The organism is Isoptericola sp. Y541, assembly GCF_059445465.1.
This window is the reverse complement of record NZ_JCAIUJ010000009.1, coordinates 24,655-45,895: the sequence shown is the minus strand read 5'-3', so window position 1 is coordinate 45,895 and position 21,241 is coordinate 24,655. Positions and strand designations below refer to the sequence as shown.

Below are 21,241 nucleotides of genomic sequence, written 5' to 3'. Positions count from 1 at the left end.
CGCAACGCCCGGGCCGCCGGTCTTGTTCCCGTTCGCCGTACGGAAATGGGCGGTACCTGGTCCGGCCGGGGCCTGTCACGAGATATCTTGATGTCAAGATATATGAGCTATGCTGATCAGGCGCCCGGCGTACGCTGGGCGGAGCCCCCAGAATCACGGCGTCGGAACCGTCGCGTCGCAGAGCGCACGGTCCTGCCGCCGGTCAGCCCCGCAGAAGGAGCCGTAGTGAGCAGCGTGGACACGTTCGGATCGAAGGGATCGCTGGAGGTCGGCGGGAACGCCTATGAGATCTTCCGCCTCTCCGCCGTCGAGGGCGCCGAGCGCCTCCCGTACTCCCTGAAGATCCTCGCCGAGAACCTCCTGCGCACCGAGGACGGCGCCAACATCACCGCCGACCACGTGCGCGCCGTCGCGTCCTGGGACCCGGACGCACAGCCCGACACCGAGATCCAGTTCACGCCCGCCCGCGTGATCATGCAGGACTTCACGGGCGTGCCCTGCGTCGTCGACCTCGCCACGATGCGCGAGGCCGTCGCCGAGCTGGGCGGCGACCCGTCGCAGATCAACCCGCTCGCCCCCGCCGAGATGGTCATCGACCACTCGGTGCAGATCGACGTCGCAGGCCGCGCCGACGCGTTCCAGCGCAACGTCGAGTTCGAGTACCAGCGCAACCACGAGCGCTACCAGTTCCTGCGCTGGGGCCAGACGGCGTTCGACGACTTCAAGGTCGTCCCCCCGGGCACCGGCATCGTGCACCAGGTCAACATCGAGTACCTGGCGCGCACGGTCATGACGCGCGAGGTGGAGGTCGACGGGCAGAAGGTGCTGCGCGCCTACCCCGACACCTGCGTCGGCACCGACTCGCACACCACGATGGTCAACGGCCTCGGCGTGCTGGGCTGGGGCGTCGGCGGTATCGAGGCCGAGGCGGCCATGCTGGGCCAGCCCGTCTCGATGCTCATCCCGCGCGTCGTCGGCTTCAAGCTGTCGGGCTCCATCCCGGCGGGGGTCACCGCGACCGACGTCGTGCTCACGATCACCCAGATACTGCGCCAGCACGGCGTCGTCGGGAAGTTCGTCGAGTTCTACGGTGCCGGCGTCGCCCAGGTGCCGCTGGCGAACCGCGCCACCATCGGCAACATGAGCCCCGAGTTCGGCTCCACCGCCGCGATCTTCCCGATCGACGACGTCACCCTCGACTACCTGCGCCTGACCGGCCGCAGCGACGAGCAGGTCGCGCTCGTCGAGGCGTACGCCAAGGAGCAGGGTCTGTGGCTCGACCCGACCTCCGACGGCTACGTCCAGCCGAAGTTCTCCGAGTACCTCGAGCTGGACCTCGGCACCGTCGTGCCGTCGATCGCCGGCCCGAAGCGCCCGCAGGACCGCATCGAGCTGTCGAACGCCAAGGCCGCGTTCCGCCGCGACCTGCCGGCCTACGCGCCCGAGGTCACCGACGCCGTCGATGAGGCCGAGAAGGAGTCGTTCCCGGCCTCCGACTCGCCCGCGATCCACGCCAACGGCCACCGCACGGTGCCCGTCACCGACAGCGAGGGCAAGCAGTTCGACCTGTTCCACGGCGCGGTCGCGATCGCGTCGATCACGTCGTGCACCAACACCTCGAACCCGTCGGTCATGCTCGCGGCGGGGCTCCTGGCGAAGAAGGCCGTCGAGAAGGGCCTCGCGTCCAAGCCGTGGGTCAAGACCTCGATGGCGCCCGGCTCGCAGGTCGTGACGAACTACTACGAGAAGGCCGGCATGTGGCCGTACCTGGAGAAGCTCGGCTTCCACCTGGTCGGCTACGGCTGCGGTACCTGCATCGGCAACTCCGGCCCGCTCGACGAGAAGATCTCCGAGGCGGTGGGCGAGCACGACCTGTCCGTCGTCTCGGTCCTGTCGGGCAACCGCAACTTCGAGGGGCGCATCAACCCCGACGTGAAGATGAACTACCTCGCGTCGCCGCCGCTGGTCATCGCGTACGCGCTGGCGGGCACCATGGAGTTCGACTTCGAGTCCGACCCGCTGGGTCGTGACGAGGCCGGAAACCCGATCTTCCTCGCGGACATCTGGCCGACGCCGGAGGAGGTCCAGGCGACGATCGACTCGTCGATCGACCGCGGCATGTTCACCAAGGACTACGCCGACGTGTTCACCGGCGACGACCGGTGGCGCGCGCTGGAGACCCCGGAGGGCGACACGTTCTCCTGGGACCCCGAGTCCACCTACGTGCGCAAGCCCCCGTACTTCGAGGGCATGGGCGCCGAGCCCGCGCCGGTGGCGGACATCTCGGGCGCCCGCGTGCTCGCCAAGCTGGGCGACTCCGTCACGACCGACCACATCTCGCCCGCCGGCTCCATCAAGGCGGACAGCCCGGCCGGGGTGTACCTGGCCGAGCACGGCGTGGGTCGTCGTGACTTCAACTCCTACGGCTCCCGCCGCGGCAACCACGAGGTCATGATCCGCGGCACGTTCGCGAACATCCGCCTCAAGAACCAGCTGCTGGACGGCGTCGAGGGCGGCTTCACGTTCAACTTCGTGAAGAACGCCCAGGACACCATCTACGACGCGGCGCAGGACTACGCGGCGCAGGGCACCCCGCTCGTCGTGCTGGGCGGCAAGGAGTACGGCTCCGGCTCGTCGCGCGACTGGGCCGCCAAGGGCACCGCGCTGCTGGGTGTCAAGGCCGTCATCACCGAGTCGTTCGAGCGCATCCACCGCTCCAACCTCATCGGCATGGGCGTGCTGCCGCTGCAGTTCCCGGCGGGCAAGAACGCCGAGACGCTGGGACTGGACGGCACCGAGACGTTCGACGTCGCAGGCATCGCCGCGCTGAACGACGGCGACACCCCGGAGACGGTCAAGGTCACGGCCACCACGGGCGACGGCTCGGTCGTCGAGTTCGACGCCGTGGTGCGCATCGACACCCCGGGTGAGGCGGACTACTACCGCAACGGCGGCATCCTGCAGTACGTGCTGCGCTCGCTCGTCGCCTGATCCCTCGACGGCGCCCCGTCCCTCCTCGCGGAGGGACGGGGCGCCGTGCTGTGTCGTGCGAGAGCCACCAGCAAGAGAGTTTCGACAGGCTCAACCAGCAAGAGGGTTTCGACAGGTTCCACCAGCAAGAGGGTTCGTCTCAGGCGGCCCTGACGGAGGCGGTGACGTGGGCGACGACGGCGTCGAGCACGGCCGGGTCGTCGAGGATCCGGTTGTGGCCGAGCCGGCGGGTGACCAGGAGCTCGCTGCCGGGGACCGCGGCGTGCAGCCGGCGTGCGCCGTCGGGCAGCGACATGCGGTCGTCGTCGTCCTGGACGAAGAGCGTGGGGACGCGTGCCGGGACCGCGTGCGCGACCAGGTCGATCCGGGCGCGGATGTCGCGCACGCCGCCGGGGAACGTGCGCTCGACGTGGTCGCAGAACCGCTCGTGCAGGCGCGGGGGCATCCCCACGAGCCGCAGGAAGGACTCGGCGATGGCGTCGAATCCCGTCATCGTGGACACCGAGACGAACCGGTCGGCCGGGAACCCGTCGTGGAGCGCCAGGCCGGCCGCGAGGCCGCCGAGGGAGTGCCCGACGACGGCGCTGAACGGGCCCTCGGCGTCGTGCACGGCGCGGATCGCCGCCATCTGGTCGAGGGCGGACATCCGGCGGCCGGTCGATTCGCCGTGGGCGACGCCGTCGAACGACACCACGGCGAGGCCGACGTCCTCGAGCGCCGTGACGAGCCCCGCGAACCGGGACGCCCGGCTCTTCCAGCCGTGGGCGAGGAGCACCGTCGGGGCGGCGGGATCGCCCCAGCGGTAGGTGGCGACGCGCTCGCCGCCGACGGTGACCGTGCCGCGCGCGGCGCGGTCGTGCACCGCGCGGTCGGCGGGGCGCACCGGGGCCGGCGGGCCGAGGCGCCAGAAGGTGCGGGCGCCCAGGCGGACGGCGAGCGGGGGAGCGACGGCGGACAGCGCGCGGAAGCTCGTGCTGACGGCGGTGGGGACGTAGGGCACGGCGACCTCCTGCATCGGAAACTATACGATCGTTCGCACAGTATCACCGGACGAACGGTCGTACACTCGTCCGCATGAGCACGTCAGCCCCCGCCCCCACCGACGGCCGCCGGCTCCGCGGGGACCGCACCCGTCGCGCGGTCCTCGACCGAGCCGTGCACGCCGCGTCGGTGGACGGACTCGAAGGTTTGACCTTCGGCACCCTCGCGGCCGTCGTCCCCGTCAACAAGAGCGGGATCGCAGGCCTCTTCGGCTCCAAGGAGGGCCTGCAGCTCGCGGTGGTGGCGCACGCGCGCGAGGTCTTCCGCGCCGCGGTGGTGCTGCCCGCCCTGGACGAGGAGCCGGGGCTCGCCCGGCTGTGGCGCACCGTGCTGGCGTGGCTGGACTACTCCCGCGACCGCATCTTCGAGGGGGGCTGCTTCTTCCGGGCCGCGGCCACCGAGCTCGACGCGCGGGCGCCCGGCCCGGTGCGGGAGGCCGTCGTGGCGGCGCTGCGCGACTGGGACGCCTATCTCGCCCGCCTCGTACGGGACGCGATGGGCCGCGGCGAGCTCGTCGGCGGCACCGACGTCGAGCAGGTCGTGTTCGCGATCGACGCGGCCCTCGACCGTGCCGACCTCACGTCGGTGCTCCTGGCGGACCCGGCGGCGTACGACCGGGCCCGCCGGGCCGTGCGGGACGCCCTGGCCGCGGCCGGGGCGACGCCGGACGGCTTCGACGACTCGTCGGCGCCCGGCGCGTCGCGGCCCTAGCCCGGCCCGCCCTCGCGGGCGAGTCCCTGGCCATGGGCTCAGTCCGCCCGGTACGACTGCCCCTCGGCGCGCAGCAGATCGATCACTCGGACGCCAGGTTCTGCTGCAGCAGGGGGATCGTCCGATCCATCGTCCCGGCCAGCCAGCCGGTCAGCTCGCCCGGCAGGGTGTCGTGGACCCAGACGAGCCGGGATCGCCCGCCCTCCTCGGCGAACACCTGCATCGACGTGTTGTCGTGGGCCACGTGGTCGCCGATCCACGCGTAGGCCAACCGGCGGGCCGTGTCGTCGCGCCCCACCAGTCGCTCCTGCGCGACCGTTCCGTCGACGAAGGTCAGCTCCCGGACGTCGGGGGCCAGCATCCGGCTTCCCGCCAGCGCGCCTCCCGACATGCGCATCGGGCCCTCGACGAAGTCACCCACGACGGCCCACACCGCCTCCGGCGGGGCCTCGATGACGATCTCCCGCACCACAGATCCCATGACGTCCTCCGTCGCTCGCCTGCCGGCAGACAGGTCTGTCTACCGGTGGCCAGACTAGGCAGACCCCGGGGCCTCCGGACGGGCTCAGCCCGTCGTGGCCAGCAGCGCGGTGAGCGCGTGCCGGCCGATCGGCACCATGCGGGGGTGCAGGTCCGGGTGGGCGAGCATGTTCGTCGCGTACAGCAGCGACCAGCCCGCCGCGCGGGCCCAGGTCGCGTCGTCCCACCCGCGTCCGTCGTTCGCGTCCTCCTGGATCGCGGCCCGGCAGGCCGCGCGACCGACGGCGTCGAAGCACAGCCAGAGCGCGCCGAGGTCGGAGGCGGGGTCACCGGAGGTGACGTCGCCCCAGTCCACGACGGCGGCCAGGCGGTCCGGCCGCCCGTCGGTGCCCGGGGCGACCACGAGGTTGGCCGCGTGCGGGTCGCCGTGCAGCCACACCGGCGGGCCGTCGTGGACGGGCGCGTCCAGGGCGCGGTCCCAGAGGCGGCGCGCCCCCGCACGCACCTCGGCCGGCGCGGCGCGGAGGCGCTCGTCGAGTGCGGCGGGTTCCGACGCCTCGGCCCGCTGCAGCAGCGGGACGCCGCGTACCGGGTTCGGCGGAGCGTCGTGGGGAGCCGGCACGTGCACGGCGGCGAGGATGCGGCCGAAGGTGCGTGCCCACGCCGTGCGGGCTGCCACGGGGGTGCTCTCGGCGCTGACCCCACCCACCCACGGCACGACGTTCCACGCCCAGGGATATCCGAGCGCGTCGCTCGGCCGCCCCACGCGCAGGGGCGCCGGGACGACGACGCCGGGGGCCGCGGCGCGCAGCCGGTCGACGAGCGCGGGCAGGGCCTGCTGCTCGTGCTCCACGAGCGGCGCCGCCAGCGCGCGCCGGGGCAGCCGCACCGCGAGGTCGTCGCCGAGGCGCACCATGACGTTGTCCCAGCCGTTCGCCACGACGCGCAGCCCGTCGGCCTCGACCCCGGCGAGAAGGTCGGGGTGCTGCTCGGCGAGCAGAGCACGGGTCAGGGGGACGTCGACGTCGATCTCCGCGGCGGGCACGCGCGCCATCTTCGCACCTGGTGTGGGGTCCGCGACGTGCCTACGACGTGCCTACGACGTGCCTACGACGTGCCGACGACGTACCGACGACGTACCGACGACGTACCGACGACGTACCGACGACGTACCGACGACCAGGTCAGAGCTCGCGCTCGCGGCCACGGTCCCAGGGTTCCGTCCACCCGAGCCGGTCGAACGCGGCGTCCAGGATCCCCGCGGTGAACCCCCACACCAGATGGGGCACACCGTCGGCGTCAAGGACCTCGAAGCCGGGGCCGCGCCAGGTGCGGCCCGCGCGGCGCAGCACGGTTGTGACGCGGTGGTCGGGGTCGAGCAGGTCGGCCACGGGGGCGCGGAAGACGTGCGACGACTCCGCGTGGTCGACCACCCGCACCGGGGCCGGCTTCGCCCACCAGCCCAGCACCGGCGTCACGAGGTGGTTGCTCACGGGGATCGGCAGCTCCGCGAGCGTGCCGAGCACCTCGACGCCGCCCGAGTCCAGCCCGGTCTCCTCGACCGCCTCGCGCAGGGCGGCGTCGACCGGGGACTCGCCGTCCTCCGCCCGCCCGCCCGGGAAGGCGACCTGCCCGGCGTGGGAGCGCAGGGTGGCGGCGCGCTCGAGGAGCAGCACGTCGAGGTCCTGGGCGACCGCGAGGGCCCGCGCGTCGTGGTCGGATGCGAGGTCGTCGAGCACGCCGAAGAGGACGAGCACGGCGGCCGGGCGGGCGGAGGCGGCGTCGAGGTCGCCCCGGGAGAGGCCCCAGGTGGACAGGAGGGTGCGGTCCGCCGCCAGCGCCGCGAGCTGGGCCCGGGCCGCGGCGGCGGACGGTTCGGAGGTCACCGACCGAGGCTATCGCCGACCAGGCGGTTCATCCGGTCGACCAGGTGGAGGAGCGGGTCACCAGCTGGTGGCGACCGGCATCCCCTCGGCGTACCCGGCGGCGGACTGGACGCCCACGAGGGCGCGCTCGTGGAACTCGACGAGCGTGCGGGCGCCCGCGTACGTGCAGCTGGAGCGCAGGCCGGACGTGATGTCGTCGAGCAGGTCCTCGACGCCCGGCCGCAGCGGGTCGAGGTACATCTTCCCGGTCGAGATGCCCTCCTCGTACAGGGCCTTGCGGGCGCGGCCGAAGGCCGATCCTGCCCCCGCCGTCCGCGCTGCCACGGCCCGTGCGGACGCCATGCCGAACGAGTCCTTGAAGAGGCGGCCGGTGCCGTCGTCGTGCAGGTCGCCGGGGGACTCGTACGTGCCGGCGAACCAGGAGCCGATCATCACCTGCGACGCGCCCGCGGCCAGCGCGAGGGCGACGTCGCGCGGGTGGCGCACACCGCCGTCGGCCCACACGTGCTTGCCGAGCTCGCGCGCGGCGGCCGCGCACTCCTGTACGGCAGAGAACTGCGGGCGGCCGACGGCGGTCTGCATGCGCGTGGTGCACATGGCGCCCGGGCCCACGCCCACCTTGAGGATGTCGGCGCCCGCCGCGACGAGGTCGCGCACGCCGGCGGCCGTCACGACGTTGCCCGCGACGACCGGTACCTGCGGATGATCCGACCGCACGGCCGCGATCGCTTCGAGGGCCGCCAGCATCTTGGACTGGTGGCCGTGCGCGGTGTCCACGACGAGCACGTCGACACCGGCGGCCAGCAGCTCGCGGGTCTTGGCAGCCACATCGCCGTTGATGCCGACGGCTGCGCCGATCCGCAGCCGGCCTGCGCCGTCGAGCGCCGGGCGGTACACGGACGAGCGCACGACGCCCTTGCGGGTGAGCACGCCCGCCAGCACGCCGTCGCGCACCACCGGCGCCAGGTGGATCTTCGCGGCGTGCATCCGCTCGAACGTCGCCTCGAGGCCGTCCGACTCCACCTGGGCGGCGTCGATCGCGACCAGGTCCTCCGACATCACCTGGTGCACCTGGGCGAACCGGTCGACGGCCGCGCAGTCGTGCTCGGTCACCACGCCCACGGGCTTGCCGTCGGCCACGACGACCGCCGCGCCGTGCGAGCGCTTGCCGAGCAGGGTGAGCACGGTCGAGACGGTATCCGTGGGGGCCACGACCACCGGCGTCTCGATCACCGGGTCCTTGGCCTTCACGTCGGCCACGACGTCCGCGATGACGTCGACCGGGATGTCCTGCGGGATGATCGCGATCCCGCCGCGGCGGGCGACCGTCTCCGACATCCTCCGCCCCGCGACGGCCGTCATGTTGGCCACGACCACCGGGATCGTCGTGCCCGTGCCGTCGTCCGTGGCGAGGTCGACGTCGAAGCGGCTGGTGACGTCGGAACGCGACGGAACCAGGAAGACGTCGCCGTAGGTGAGGTCGGTGGTGGGCTGCTGCCCGTCGAGGAAGCGCACGAGACCGAAACTACCGTGTGCGTCCGGCTCACGCGGAGCGCCTATTGTGGTGTGGCTATGAACGGAGAGGAACGCATGAGCCTGCTGAGCAACATCGGCTCGCCGGAGGATGTCCGACGGCTGTCACCGGAGCAGACCACGCAGCTCGCGGCGGAGATCCGCGCGTTCCTGGTGGACCGGGTGTCCCGCACGGGCGGGCACCTCGGGCCGAACCTGGGCGTGGTGGAACTGACGATCGCGCTGCACCGCGTCTTTGCCTCCCCGCGCGACACGCTGGTCTTCGACACGGGCCACCAGTCGTACGTGCACAAGCTCCTCACCGGGCGGCAGGACTTCTCGGCGCTACGGAAGTCGGGCGGCATGTCCGGCTACCCGTCGCGCGCGGAGTCCGAGCACGACGTGGTGGAGAACTCGCACGCTTCGACGGCCCTGTCGTGGGCCGACGGCGTCGCGAAGGCCAACGCCGTGCAGGGCCGCCCCGACAAGCACGTGGCCGCCGTCATCGGCGACGGCGCCCTCACCGGCGGCATGGCCTGGGAGGCGCTCAACAACATCGCCGCGTCCGCCGGCCGTCGCCTCGTGATCGTGGTCAACGACAACGGCCGCTCGTACTCGCCCACCATCGGCGGCGTGGCGAACCACCTCAATACGCTGCGCACCACCCGCGGCTACGAGGTGTTCCTCTCCTGGGGCAAGCGCACCCTGAACCGCAGCGGCGCCCCCGGGCGCTTCGCCTACGACTGGCTGCACGGGCTGAAGAAGGGCCTCAAGGACGTCGTCGCCCCGCAGGGCATGTTCGAGGACCTCGGGCTGAAGTACGTGGGCCCCGTCGACGGGCACGACGTGGCCGCGATGGAGCACGCGCTGCGCCGGGCCAAGGCCTACGACGGCCCCGTGATCGTGCACGCCATCACCGAGAAGGGGCGCGGGTACACCCCGGCCGAGGAGGACATCGCGGACCGGTTCCACTCGGTCGGGGCGATCCATCCCGAGACGGGCCTCCCGGTCGCGCCCAGCAGGTTCGGCTGGACCAAGGTCTTCGCAGACGAGATCGTCAAGATCGGGCACGCCCGGCCCGACGTCGTCGCGATCACCGCCGCGATGCTGCACCCCGTCGGGCTCGCGCCGTTCGCGCAGGAGTTCCCGGCGCGTACCTTCGACGTCGGCATCGCCGAGCAGCACGCCGCCACCTCTGCGGCGGGTATGGCGTTCGCGGGGCTGCACCCCGTCGTCGCCGTGTACGCGACGTTCCTGAACCGGGCGTTCGACCAGGTCCTGATGGACGTGGCCCTGCACAAGGCGGGCGTGACGTTCGTGCTCGACCGGGCGGGCGTCACGGGCGACGACGGCGCCAGCCACAACGGCATGTGGGACATGGCGATGCTGCGCATCGTGCCCGGCCTGCGGCTCGCGGCGCCGCGGGACGAGCCGACCCTGCGCGCCGCGCTGCGCGCCGCGGTGGACGTGGACGACGCCCCGACCGTCGTGCGCTACCCCAAGGGCGCCGTGGGCGACCCGATCCCCGCGCTCGAGGGGCTCGACGGCGTGGATGTCGTCGCCCGCCACGCCCCCGTCGCCGCGGACGGCCCGGACGGGCGCCGCGTGCTGGTGGTGGGTGTCGGCTCGATGGCACCCGCGGCGCTCGCGGCGGGGGAGTCGCTGGCCGCCCACGGGCTGGCGGCCGACGTCGTCGCGCCCACCTGGGTGATGCCGGTGCCCGAGGCCCTGGTGAAGCTGGCCGGCGAGCACGACCTGGTGCTCACGCTGGAGGACGGCGTGGTGGACGGCGGCATCGGCGCGATGGTGGCGCAGCGGGCGGCCGAGCAGGGCGTGCGCACGCCGTTCGTGCACGTGGGCCTGCCGGCGCGCTTCCTCGACCACGCCAGCCGCGACCAGATCCTCACGGCGCAGCGGATGCGCGCCGAGGACGCCGTGCGCGACGCGCTGGCGGCGCTCGCGCGCGGCTGACGCCGCCGCCCGGGTCTCGACCGACGAGGCGTGTGTCTGCGACGTCACAGCTCCTCGGCCTCGCTTGTGAAGGGGTTCACGATATCTTGAGGTCGTTGGCCCGACCCCGAGGAGCAAGGCATGACGATCGACGCGGCACCCACCACGACCGCCGGTGACACGACCGCCGCATGGCAGGGATTCACCCCCGGCCCGTGGTGCGACGAGATCGACGTGCGCGACTTCATCCAGCGCAACTACACGCCGTACACCGGCGACGACTCGTTCCTCGCGGGGCCGACGGAGCGCACCACCGGCGTGTGGGCGAAGCTCTCGGCGATGTTCCCGGCCGAGCGCGAGCAGGGCGTCTACGACGTCGACCCGCACACCCCGGCGGGCATCACCGCGCACGGCCCGGGCTACATCGACAGGGACGCCGAGCTCGTCGTCGGCCTGCAGACGGACGCCCCGCTCAAGCGCGCCATCATGCCGAACGGCGGCTGGCGCATGGTCGAGGGTGCCCTGCAGACGTACGGCTACCCGGTCGACGAGAACCTCCGAAAGGTGTTCACCGAGTACCGCAAGACCCACAACCAGGGCGTCTTCGACGTCTACCCGCCCGCCGTCCGCGCCGCGCGCAGCTCGCACATCATCACCGGCCTGCCCGACGCCTACGGGCGCGGCCGGATCATCGGCGACTACCGCCGCGTGGCCCTGTACGGAGTCGACGCGCTGGTCGCGGCCAAGAGGGTCGACAAGCTCGGCCTCGACGTGCAGCCGTTCAGCGAGGCCGTGGCGCGCGAGCGCGAGGAGCACGCGGAGCAGATCCGCGCCCTCGGCGAGCTCAAGGAGATGGCCGCGTCGTACGGGTACGACATCTCGGGGCCGGCGACCACCGCCCGCGAGGCCGTGCAGTGGCTGTACTTCGGCTACCTCGCCGCGGTGAAGGAGCAGAACGGCGCCGCGATGTCGCTGGGACGCACCTCCACGTTCCTCGACGTCTACGTGGAGCGGGACCTGGCGGCGGGTGCGCTCACCGAGGAGCAGGCGCAGGAGATCGTCGACGACTTCGTCATCAAGCTGCGCATCGTCCGCTTCCTGCGTACCCCCGAGTACGACGCCCTGTTCTCCGGCGACCCGACGTGGGTCACCGAGACGATCGGCGGCATGGGGGAGGACGGGCGCCCGCTCGTCACGAAGAACTCCTTCCGCTTCCTGCAGACGCTGTACAACCTGGGGCCGGCGCCCGAGCCCAACATGACGGTCTTCTGGAGCCCGCGCCTGCCCCGCGGGTTCAAGGACTTCTGCGCCCAGGTCTCGATCGACACCTCGGCCGTGCAGTACGAGGCGGACGAGCAGATCCGGGAGGCGTGGGGCGACGACGCCGCGATCGCGTGCTGCGTCTCGCCGATGGCGGTGGGCAAGCAGATGCAGTTCTTCGGCGCCCGCGTGAACCTCGCCAAGACGCTGCTCTACGCGATCAACGGCGGCAAGGACGAGATCACCGGCAAGCAGGTCTCGCCCGCGTTCCCGCCCGTCACGCCGGGCCTGCCGCTCGACTACGACGACGTGCGCGCCCGGTTCGACCGGACCATGGACTGGCTGGCCGAGACCTACGTCGAGGCGCTCAACTGCATCCATTGGTCGCACGACAAGTACGCCTACGAGCGGCTCGAGATGGCCCTGCACGACAAGGACGTGCTGCGCACGATGGCCTGCGGCATCGCCGGGCTGTCGGTCGCCGCCGACTCGTTGTCTGCCGTCCGGTACGCCACAGTGACGCCGGTGCACGACGAGCGCGGGATCGTCGTCGACTACGAGACCGAGGGCGACTACCCGGCCTACGGCAACGACGACGACCGGGTGGACGCCATCGCCGTCGAGCTCGTCGAGTCGTTCATGGCCAAGATCCGGCGTCACCGTACCTACCGCGACGCCGTCCCGACCCAGTCGGTGCTGACGATCACGTCCAACGTGGTCTACGGCAAGAACACCGGGAACACCCCGGACGGCCGGCGTGCGGGCGAGCCGTTCTCGCCGGGCGCCAACCCGATGAACGGTCGTGACACGCACGGCATGCTCGCCTCGGCGCTGTCCGTGGCGAAGCTCCCGTACGACCAGGCGCAGGACGGGATCTCGCTGACCAACACCGTCGTCCCGGCCGGGCTCGGCCGCACGCGCGAGGAGCAGGTGGCGAACCTCGCCGGCCTGCTGGACGCCTCGGTCGGCGCCGACGGCTACCACATGAACGTCAACGTCCTCGTGCGCGAGACGCTCGAGGACGCGATGGAGCACCCGGAGAAGTACCCGCAGCTGACGATCCGCGTCTCCGGCTACGCGGTGAACTTCGTGCGGCTGACGCGCGAGCAGCAGCTCGACGTGCTGTCGCGCACCTTCCACGGGGGGCTCTGACATGACCACCGGCCCGGCGCTTCTGGACGCCCCCTCCCGCCGCCGGGCCGGTGCCGGACTACGGGGGCTCGAGACGGCGGAGGTGGAGCGCCCCGAGCGGCTCGCGCTGATGCGCTCGGGCGAGCTCGGCTCGGTGCACTCGTGGGAGCTCGTCACCGCCGTAGACGGCCCGGGCACCCGCCTGACCGTCTTCCTCAGCGGCTGCCCGCTGCGCTGCCTGTACTGCCACAACCCCGACACCCTCGCGATGAAGGACGGCGAGCCCGTGCTCGCCGACGAGCTCCTGGCCCGGGTGGCGCGGTACCGCGGCATCTTCTCCGCGACCGGCGGCGGGCTCACCCTCTCGGGCGGCGAGGTCCTCATGCAGCCCGCGTTCGCCGCGCGCGTGCTGCGCGGGGCGAAGGGGCTGGGCGTGCACACGACCCTCGACACCTCGGGCTTCCTCGGCGCGAACGCGACCGACGCGATGCTGGAGGACACCGACCTCGTCCTCCTCGACATCAAGGCCGGCGACGAGGACACCTACCGCCGGGTCACGGGGCGGCCCCTGGCGCCGACGCTGCGCTTCGGCCGGCGCCTCGCCGAGCGCGGCGTGAAGGTGTGGGTGCGGTTCGTGCTCGTGCCCGGCCTTACGGACGACCGGGCCACCGTCGAGGCGGTCGCGCGCCATGCCGCCGACATCGAGGCGGTGCGCCGCGGCACGGTCGAGCGCGTCGAGGTGCTGCCGTTCCACCAGATGGCCCGCGACAAGTGGGCCGAGCTGGGCCGCACCTACGAGCTGGCCGGCACGCCGCCGCCCACGGCGGAGGCGACCGAGGCGGTGCGCGACGTCTTCCGCGCCCGCGGCCTGACGACGTACTGACCAGCACTGACCAGCAGCACTGACCAGCAGCACTGACCAGCAGCACTGACCACCAGCACTGACCACGCGCTGACCGGAGCACGCAGGACGCGCGTGCCTGCGCCGCGCACCCTCGCTAGCGTGGCCCCATGACCACCCCGGAACCCGCACCGCTGCGGCCGCTGGACGAGGACTGGACGTCGGCGCTCGCGGTGGTGGCGCACCCCGACGACATGGAGTTCGGGGCGGCCGCGGCCGTCGCGCGCTGGACGGGTCAGGGCAAGCGGGTCGACTACTGCATGGTGACCAGCGGCGAGGCCGGCATCGACGGCATGCACCCCGACGAGGCTCGGCGGGTGCGGGAGGGCGAGCAGGTCGCGTCCGCGCGGGCCGTCGGGGTCGACGAGGTCGAGTTCCTCGGCTTCGCGGACGGGGTGATCGAATACGGCCTGCCGCTGCGCCGCGCGATCGCGGGGGCGATCCGCCGGCGCCGCCCCGAGGTGGTCATCACGGGCAACTACCGCGAGACCTTTCCGGGCGGCATGCTCAACCAGGCCGATCACATCGCGACCGGGCACGCCGTCGTCGACGCGGTCCGCGACGCCGGGAACCGGTGGGTCTTCCGGGACCAGCTCGAGGAGCAGGGGCTCGAGCCGTGGGGCGGCGTGCGCCAGGTCTGGGTGGCCGGGTCGCCCGACGCCGCCCACGCGGTGGACGTCACGGACACCTTCGACGCCGGGGTGGCCTCGCTGCGGGCCCACGCCGCCTACCTGGACGGACTCGGCTGGGACGGCTTCGACCCGGCCGAGTTCCTGGGCCGCATGACGGCTGACACCGGCCCGCGCCTCGGCGTGCCGCACGCCACTCCGTTCGAGGTGCTGCGGATGGGCTGGGAGGACTGAGCTCACGGCCCCTGGTGCGGGCGGCGGATCAGCACCCAATCGTCGTCGCCCGTCAGGACGGTGAGCTTCTCGAGCTGCTCGGGGTCCAGCACCACGCTCCTCCAGGGCATCGGTGTGTCGACGCCCGACGGCCGGTGCTCTGGGTACACCGGACAGGAGCCGCCCGCAGGCCCGGTCGTGACGCGTGCCCGCGTCCTAGCACCTCGGTGCCATGGCACGGAGACCTCAGGCTCGAGGGCCGCGGGGCTCAGGCGTGCGTCGCGTCGACGGCCCGCTCGACCACGTGCCGCAGGTCGCCGCCGGCCGACGCGTGCCACGCACGCTGGCGCGCCGCGCCGCCCCCGGACGCCCAGAGCGCGCCGAGCAGGTCGGTGACCGCGCCCAGGTCGCCGGCGTCCACGAGCGCCTCACGCACGTGCGCCACGAGCTGTCCCACGACGTCGTGCGCGGGCGCGGGCCGCCACGTGTGCGGGGAGAGGAGGTCGTCGGACAGCCCCGACCGGCCGGCACGCCAGGAGGCCGTGCGCAGCAGCTCCGTCCGCAGCACCGGCGCGGCGCACTTCTCGGCCGCCTCCCGGGCCGCGGTCTCTACGAGCCCCCGGGCGAGCGCCGCGAGCAGGGTGGCCGTGTCGGCGTCGAGGCAGACGTCCGCCACGCGGACCTCCACCGTGGGGTACCGCGAGGACAGGCGGGCGTCGAAGTAGACCATGTTCTTGTCGAGGATGGTGCCGGTCGCGACCAGGGCGTCGACCGCCTCGTGGTAGGCCTCGGGTGAGCCGAAGGCCCGGGCAGGGCCGGAGGTGGGCCAGCGCGCCCACACCTGCGAGCGGTAGCTGGCGTACCCCGAGTCGTCGCCCTGCCAGAACGGTGAGTTCGCGCTCAGGGCGAGGAGCACCGCCAGCCAGGGGCCGATGCGGTCGAGCACCGCGACCGCCTCGGCGTCGTCCTCGACCGCGACGTGCACGTGGCAGCCGCTGGTGAGCTGCTCGCGCGCCGTGAGGCCGTACCTCGCCCGCGCCTCCAGGTAGCGCAGCCGGGCCACGGTGGTGCCCTCGAACGGCAGCGGCGACGTGGCGAGCGCCGCGACCCGCGCCCCCACCCGGTCGGCGGCGGCCTGCGCGCGGGCGCGGCCGGCACGGATCTCGGCGGCGAGGTCGGCCAGCTCCTGACGCGGGTGGGTCGCCGTCTCGAGCTGCTCCTCCATGAACTCGGTCTCGAGCGCGCCGCCGCCGGTCTCCGCCGACGCCGGAGGCTCGTCCGGCGCGCCGGCGCGCTGCTCGGACGCGTCCAGCGCCTCGGAAGCCTTCGCGACGGGGTGGCCGTCGTCACCCACGAGGAGGAACTCCTCCTCGACACCCATGGTCCGCTTCACCGGGGAAGTCTCACACGTCCCTGAGGGCCGCCGGAAACCCGCGGCCGTCGGAGGGGGGCGCGGGACGCCTCGAGCCTCTCGGCCGGCCTCCCTCGCACCGCGGGGCGTGCCTACCGCACCCTCGGTATCCTGAAACCTCCCCGAGACCGGCCGCGAAGGAGCACCCGATGTCGGTGAGAGGCAAGGACTTCGAGGGCGCCCTGGATCGCGCCGCGCACCACGCTCGGGGGTGGCTCGACGGCGTGGGGGAGCGACCCGTGCCGCCGCGCGCCGACGCGGACGAGGTCGGCCGGACGCTCGCCGGGTCGCTGCCCGATCAGGGGCTCGCACCCGACGGCGTGGTCGACGAGCTCGTCGCGCGGGTCGAGCCCGGCCTCATGGCCATCGGATCGGGCAGGTTCTTCGGCTGGGTCATGGGGGGCACGCTGCCCGCGGCGCTGGGCGCCGACTGGCTCGTGAGCGCCTGGGACCAGAACGCCGGGATGCGTTTCGCGACGCCCGGCGTCGTCGCGGTCGAGGAGACGGCGGGACGGTGGGTGCTCGATGCGCTCGGCCTGCCCGCGGACTCCGACGTGGGCTTCGTGACCGGCGCGACGACGGCGAGCCTCACGGGGCTGGCGGCGGCGCGCGGGGCCGTGCTCGCCCGTGCGGGATGGGACGTCCACGACCGGGGTCTGAGCGGCGGACCGCCGGTGCGCGTGCTGGTCGGCGCAGAGCGGCACGACTCCGTCGATCTGGCGCTGCGCTACCTCGGACTCGGCACCCCGACGGCGGTGGCGGCCGACGACCAGGGCCGGATGCGCACCGGCGCCCTGGCCGCCGCGCTCCTCGACGGGCCGCCGGGGGCGCCGACGATTGTCGTCCTGCAGGCCGGCAACGTGCACTCCGGGTCGTTCGACCCCTTCGCCGAGGCGATCCCCCTCGCTCACGACCACGGCGCATGGGTGCACGTCGACGGCGCCTTCGGTCTCTGGGCGGCCGCCACCCCCGACCTCGCCCACCTCGTGCGCGGGATCGCAGACGCCGACTCCTGGGCCACCGATGCCCACAAGACCCTCAACGTGCCCTACGACTGCGGCGTCGCCGTCGTCGCCGACCCGACGTCCGTTCGCGCGGCCTTCGGCGTGCACGCGGCGTACCTCGTGGACGCGCCCGGTCCTGGCAACCCGTACGAACGGGTCCCCGAGCTCTCGCGGCGTGCCCGGGGCGTGCCGGTGTGGGCCGCGCTGCGCTCGCTGGGTCGTGACGGCCTGGCCGGGCTCGTGGGCGGGCTGGCGCGCCACGCCCGCGCGATCGCCGAGGGCGTGTCGCGCATCGACGGGGTGCGGGTCGTCAACGACGTCGTCTACACCCAGGTGTGCCTCGCGCTCGGTGACGACGCCCGGACGCGCGCCGCGGGCGCGCGTCTCCTCGCTGACGGTGACACGTGGATATCCGGCTCGCGGTGGCAGGGCCGGGACGTCCTGCGCGTCTCGGTGAGCAACTGGTCCACGGACGACGGCGACGTCGCAAGGACCGTCGAGGCGGTCCGGCGCGCGGTGCGTGATCAGGAGTAGGGCGTCGGCGCGACCGGGCGTCGCGGCGCGCCCGGCGACCGTCCCGAGGGCGTCCTGACGCACCGATGACCCTGTCCCGACGTCGGGACAGGGCCACCGGTGCTTCGTGAGCCGTGCGGCTCGGGTCTCCGAGGAGGGCGTGTCAGGCGACGGCCTCGGGGACGTTCGCGACGCCGTCGGGCAGGATCCGGCGGCCCAGGACCTTCTCGGAGTATCCCGAGCGGTCAAGATACGGCGTGATCCCGCCGGTGTGGAAGCCCCACCCGGCGCCGAGGATCATGCACAGGTCGATCTGCTGCGGCCCGGCCACGACGCCCTCGTCGAGCATGTGGCCGATCTCGACCGTCAGGGCGGTGAGCACGGAGTCCAGCACGCCCGCCGCGTCGAGCACGGGGGTGCCGTGCCGGCCCTGCTCGCCCGCGGCGAGGGCCTCGCCGAAGGCGGCCTGGATCGCCGGGTCGACGGGCTTGGGCAGCCCGGGCGCGGGGCGGTCCAGCACCACACGCGTCCCGTCGGCCACGAGCTTCTCCAGGCCGGGGGAGGTGGGGAAGCGGTCGCCCAGGTCCTCGCGCAGCGAGGTGAGCACGTGCAGGCCGACGGCCGGCCCGACCAGGTCGAAGAGCTCGAACGTCGGCATCGGCAGGCCGAGCGGGGCGAGCGCCGTGTCGGCCACCTCGACGGAGGTGCCGTTCTCGATCGCCTCGACGACCTTGCCCATCACCAGCACGAGCAGCCGGTTGACCACGAAGCCGGGCCGGTCGGCGACGAGTACCGCCGTCTTGCGCAGCTTCTTGGTGATGGCGAACGCCGTGGCCAGGGCCTCGTCGGAGGTCTCCGTGGCCTGCACCACCTCGACCAGCGGCATCTGGGCCACCGGGTTGAAGAAGTGGATGCCGACCACGCGCTCGGGGTGCGCCAGATCGGCCGCCATCTCGGTGACGGACAGGGCGGACGTGTTCGTGGCGAGGACGGCGTCCTCCGAGACGATGCCTTCGAGCTCGGCGAAGACCTTCTTCTTGAGCCCCATGACCTCGGTGACCGCCTCGATCACGACGTCGCAGGACGCGAGGTCGCCGATCTCGGTGGTCCCGTGCACGCTCGCGACGATGCGCGCCGCGGCCTCGGGCGTCATGCGCCCCCGGCCTGCGAGCTTCTCGACGGTGGACCGCACGAAGCCGAGCCCCTTGTCGACGCGGTCCTGGTCGAGGTCGCGCATGACCACGGGCACGCCGAGCCGCTGCGACACGAGCAGCGCGATCTGCGCGGCCATGAGCCCGGCGCCGACGATCCCGACCCGGGTGACGGGCCGGGCGAGGGACTTGTCTGGCGCCCCGACGGGCTTCTTGCCGCCCGAGACGAGCTGGAACGCGTAGACGCTCGCGCGCATCTCGTCGGACATGATGAGGTCCGCCAGCGCCTGGTCCTCGGCCGCGAACGCCTCCGCGCGGGTCGCCGTGCGAGCGGCGGCCAGCAGGTCCAGCGCCCGATAGGGGGCCGGGCGCGACCCCGCGACGACCGCGTCGAGCCGCTGACGCGTGGCCGCGACGACGGCGTCCCACACCGGCTGCGGGTCGAGCTCGCGACGCTCCACGACGACATCGCCGCGCAGCACGCGAGCGGCCCACAGGATCGACTGCTCGAGGAAGTCGGCCGCCTCGAAGAGCTCGTCGACCAGGCCGATCTTCGCCGCCTCGGCGGGCTTGAAGGGCCTTTGCGCGGCGGGCCGGGTGAGCACGACGTCGACGGCCTTCTCGATGCCGACGAGACGCGGCACCAGGTAGGCGCCGCCCCAGCCCGGCACCAGGCCGAGGCCGGTCTCGGGCAGGCCGAGCGCCGGGGCGTCGGAGGCGACGGTGCGGTAGTCGCAGTTGAGGGCGACCTCGAGGCCGCCGCCGAGCGCCAGCCCGTTGACGAACGCGAAGGTCGGCACGCCCATGGTGTGCAGCAGCTCGTAGGCGGCGTGGCCCGACCGGCCCAGCTCGAGCGCCTGCTCGTGCGAGGTGACCGTGGAGACCTGGAGCAGGTCGGCGCCCGCGGCGAGGAAGTAGGGCTTGCCCGTGACGGCGACGGCGGCGATCTCGCCGCGGCCGGCACGCTCCTGCAGGTCGGTGAGCCGCGCGGTGAGCTCCGCCATGCCCTCCGGGCCCAGGGTGCTGGGCTTGGTGTGGTCGAGACCGTTGTCGAGCGTGACGAGCGCGAGCGTGCCCGCGCCGCCCGGGAGCTCGACGTCGCGGACGAGGGAGTGCGTGACGCGCTCGGCGCGGACGCCTGCGTTCTCGGTCGTGTTCGCGGTCATCGGTTCAGTTCTCCTCGTTCGCCGGAGTGGTCGCCGGAGTGGTCGCCGGGGTGCTCGTGTGGCCCGAGTAGTCGGCGTGGTGGGGGTTCTCCCAGATCACGGTGCCGCCCTGGCCGAGGCCGACGCACATGGTCGTGATGCCGTAGCGGACCTCGGGGTGCTTCGCGAACTGGCGGGCGAGCTGCATCATGAGCCGCACGCCCGAGCTCGCCAGGGGGTGACCCACGGCGATGGCGCCGCCGTACGGGTTGACGCGCTCGTCGTCGTCGGCGATGCCGTAGTGGTCGAGGAAGCTGAGCACCTGCACCGCGAAGGCCTCGTTGATCTCGAACAGGCCGATGTCGTCGATGCCGAGGCCGGCCTGGGCGAGGGCCTTCTCGGTGGCCGGGACCGGGCCGTAGCCCATGATCGACGGGTCGACGCCGGCGAAGGCCGAGGCGACCAGGCGCATCGCGACGGGCAGGCCCAGCTCGGCCGCGACGTCGCCGGAGGAGAGCAGGGCGGCGGTGGCGCCGTCAGTCAGCGGCGACGCGTTGCCCGCGGTGACGCGGCCGCCGGGGCGGAACGGCGTCTTGAGGTTCGCGATGCCCTCGACGGTGGTGCTGGGGCGGGGCAGCTCGTCCTCCGTGGCCAGGCCCCAGCCCAGCTCGGCCGAGCGGACGGCCACGGGCACGAGCTCCGGGCCGACGTCGCCGTTGGCCAGCGCCTTGGCGTACTTGGCCTGGCTGTTCACGGCGTAGGCGTCCGCGCGCTCCTTGGTCAGGTGCGGGAACTTGTCGTGCAGGTTCTCGGCCGTGACGCCCATGTTGAGCGACTCGGGGTCCACGAGCTTCTCCGACAGGAAGCGCGGGTTGGGGTCGGCGTCGAAGCCCATCGGGTGGTGACCCATGTGCTCGACCCCGCCGGCGATGACGACGTCGGCGCTGCCGAAGGCGATGCCCGCCGCGGTGGTGGTGACGGCCGTCATGGCGCCCGCGCACATGCGGTCGATGGCGAAGCCGGGGACGCTGGCCGGCAGGCCGGCCAGCATGCCCACGGTGCGGCCGAGGGTCAGGCCCTGGTCGCCCTGCTGGGTGGTGGCAGCGATCGCCACCTCGTCGACGCGCTCGCCCGGCAGCTCAGGGTGGCGGCGCAGCAGCTCGCGCACCGCCTTGACGACGAGGTCGTCGGCGCGGGTCTCGGCGAAGAGCCCGTCGGGGCGGGCCTTGCCGAACGGCGTGCGCACGCCCTCGACGAAGACGACGTCGCGCAGTGCGCGGCGGGCTGGGTTCCGGCTGTTCATGGCAGCTCC

The 21,241-nt window shown here is 73.1% G+C and carries 15 protein-coding genes; 7 read left to right on the top strand and 8 right to left on the bottom strand.

The window, feature by feature from the left end; genetic code table 11:
• The first annotated feature begins 225 nt into the window (after positions 1-225).
• Entirely contained in the window at positions 226-2,991 is a 2,766-nt protein-coding gene (acnA, locus tag AC1C2V_RS17500; RefSeq protein ID WP_495390917.1) for an aconitate hydratase AcnA, read from the top strand.
• A 139-nt stretch (positions 2,992-3,130) separates the two neighbouring features.
• Here the strand turns inward: acnA and AC1C2V_RS17495 are convergent, their stop codons facing one another.
• Positions 3,131-3,991: an alpha/beta fold hydrolase gene (locus tag AC1C2V_RS17495; RefSeq protein ID WP_495390916.1), complete on the bottom strand. Its 861-nt coding sequence runs from the start codon at positions 3,989-3,991 to the stop codon at positions 3,131-3,133.
• A 74-nt stretch (positions 3,992-4,065) separates the two neighbouring features.
• Between AC1C2V_RS17495 and AC1C2V_RS17490 the strand changes: the two genes are divergently transcribed.
• On the top strand, positions 4,066-4,743 hold the full coding sequence (locus AC1C2V_RS17490) for a TetR/AcrR family transcriptional regulator (protein ID WP_495390915.1): 678 nt from the start codon (positions 4,066-4,068) through the stop codon (positions 4,741-4,743).
• An 82-nt stretch (positions 4,744-4,825) separates the two neighbouring features.
• Here the strand turns inward: AC1C2V_RS17490 and AC1C2V_RS17485 are convergent, their stop codons facing one another.
• The 4 genes from AC1C2V_RS17485 to guaB1 form a co-directional block, all read right to left on the bottom strand.
• Complete coding sequence (locus AC1C2V_RS17485; protein WP_495390914.1) at positions 4,826-5,224, bottom strand: SRPBCC family protein; 399 nt, start codon at positions 5,222-5,224, stop codon at positions 4,826-4,828.
• Between the two features lie 84 nt (positions 5,225-5,308).
• Entirely contained in the window at positions 5,309-6,277 is a 969-nt protein-coding gene (locus AC1C2V_RS17480; protein ID WP_495390913.1) for an aminoglycoside phosphotransferase family protein, read from the bottom strand.
• 130 nt (positions 6,278-6,407) lie between these two features.
• Positions 6,408-7,109, bottom strand: coding sequence for an NUDIX hydrolase (locus AC1C2V_RS17475; protein WP_495390912.1), 702 nt, complete (start codon positions 7,107-7,109; stop codon positions 6,408-6,410).
• Positions 7,110-7,166: 57 nt separating this feature from the next.
• The gene (gene guaB1, locus AC1C2V_RS17470) at positions 7,167-8,624 is read right to left on the bottom strand and encodes a GMP reductase (protein ID WP_495390911.1); all 1,458 of its coding nucleotides are present in this window, start codon (positions 8,622-8,624) and stop codon (positions 7,167-7,169) included.
• A 75-nt stretch (positions 8,625-8,699) separates the two neighbouring features.
• On the opposite strand from guaB1, the gene dxs reads away from it, so the two are divergent.
• The 4 genes from dxs (at position 8,700) to AC1C2V_RS17450 (ending at position 14,726) form a co-directional block, all read left to right on the top strand.
• A complete protein-coding gene (gene dxs, locus AC1C2V_RS17465) occupies positions 8,700-10,592 on the top strand; it encodes a 1-deoxy-D-xylulose-5-phosphate synthase (RefSeq protein WP_495390910.1) in 1,893 nt (630 codons plus the stop codon).
• Between the two features lie 120 nt (positions 10,593-10,712).
• Positions 10,713-12,983 (top strand): formate C-acetyltransferase, encoded by a 2,271-nt coding sequence (pflB, locus tag AC1C2V_RS17460; RefSeq protein WP_495390909.1) that lies wholly within the window; start codon positions 10,713-10,715, stop codon positions 12,981-12,983.
• Position 12,984: 1 nt separating this feature from the next.
• Entirely contained in the window at positions 12,985-13,845 is an 861-nt protein-coding gene (gene pflA / locus AC1C2V_RS17455) for a pyruvate formate-lyase-activating protein (RefSeq protein ID WP_495390908.1), read from the top strand.
• Between the two features lie 128 nt (positions 13,846-13,973).
• A complete protein-coding gene (locus AC1C2V_RS17450; protein WP_495390907.1) occupies positions 13,974-14,726 on the top strand; it encodes a PIG-L deacetylase family protein in 753 nt (250 codons plus the stop codon).
• 247 nt (positions 14,727-14,973) lie between these two features.
• Here AC1C2V_RS17450 and AC1C2V_RS17445 read toward each other — a convergent pair whose 3' ends face one another.
• On the bottom strand, positions 14,974-16,086 hold the full coding sequence (locus AC1C2V_RS17445; RefSeq protein ID WP_495390999.1) for a carboxylate-amine ligase: 1,113 nt from the start codon (positions 16,084-16,086) through the stop codon (positions 14,974-14,976).
• Between the two features lie 179 nt (positions 16,087-16,265).
• On the opposite strand from AC1C2V_RS17445, the gene AC1C2V_RS17440 reads away from it, so the two are divergent.
• Positions 16,266-17,654: a pyridoxal phosphate-dependent decarboxylase family protein gene (locus tag AC1C2V_RS17440; protein ID WP_495390906.1), complete on the top strand. Its 1,389-nt coding sequence runs from the start codon at positions 16,266-16,268 to the stop codon at positions 17,652-17,654.
• Positions 17,655-17,796: 142 nt separating this feature from the next.
• On the opposite strand, the gene AC1C2V_RS17435 is transcribed toward AC1C2V_RS17440, so the two are convergent.
• A complete protein-coding gene (locus AC1C2V_RS17435) occupies positions 17,797-19,950 on the bottom strand; it encodes a 3-hydroxyacyl-CoA dehydrogenase NAD-binding domain-containing protein (protein WP_495390905.1) in 2,154 nt (717 codons plus the stop codon).
• Between the two features lie 4 nt (positions 19,951-19,954).
• Entirely contained in the window at positions 19,955-21,232 is a 1,278-nt protein-coding gene (locus AC1C2V_RS17430; protein WP_495390904.1) for a thiolase family protein, read from the bottom strand.
• Positions 21,233-21,241: the final 9 nt, after the last annotated feature.

What these genes read in the sequence shown, in the direction of transcription:
- AC1C2V_RS17485 (WP_495390914.1), bottom strand. Translation starts at nt 5,224, where the DNA reads ATGGGATCTGTGGTGCGGGAGATCGTCATCGAGGCCCCGCCGGAGGCG.
- AC1C2V_RS17480 (WP_495390913.1), bottom strand. Translation starts at nt 6,277, where the DNA reads ATGGCGCGCGTGCCCGCCGCGGAGATCGACGTCGACGTCCCCCTGACC.
- pflA (WP_495390908.1), top strand. Translation starts at nt 12,985, where the DNA reads ATGACCACCGGCCCGGCGCTTCTGGACGCCCCCTCCCGCCGCCGGGCC.
- dxs (WP_495390910.1), top strand. Translation starts at nt 8,700, where the DNA reads ATGAGCCTGCTGAGCAACATCGGCTCGCCGGAGGATGTCCGACGGCTG.
- AC1C2V_RS17430 (WP_495390904.1), bottom strand. Translation starts at nt 21,232, where the DNA reads ATGAACAGCCGGAACCCAGCCCGCCGCGCACTGCGCGACGTCGTCTTC.
- AC1C2V_RS17435 (WP_495390905.1), bottom strand. Translation starts at nt 19,950, where the DNA reads ATGACCGCGAACACGACCGAGAACGCAGGCGTCCGCGCCGAGCGCGTC.
- AC1C2V_RS17490 (WP_495390915.1), top strand. Translation starts at nt 4,066, where the DNA reads ATGAGCACGTCAGCCCCCGCCCCCACCGACGGCCGCCGGCTCCGCGGG.
- AC1C2V_RS17450 (WP_495390907.1), top strand. Translation starts at nt 13,974, where the DNA reads ATGACCACCCCGGAACCCGCACCGCTGCGGCCGCTGGACGAGGACTGG.
- AC1C2V_RS17440 (WP_495390906.1), top strand. Translation starts at nt 16,266, where the DNA reads ATGTCGGTGAGAGGCAAGGACTTCGAGGGCGCCCTGGATCGCGCCGCG.
- AC1C2V_RS17445 (WP_495390999.1), bottom strand. Translation starts at nt 16,086, where the DNA reads ATGGGTGTCGAGGAGGAGTTCCTCCTCGTGGGTGACGACGGCCACCCC.
- pflB (WP_495390909.1), top strand. Translation starts at nt 10,713, where the DNA reads ATGACGATCGACGCGGCACCCACCACGACCGCCGGTGACACGACCGCC.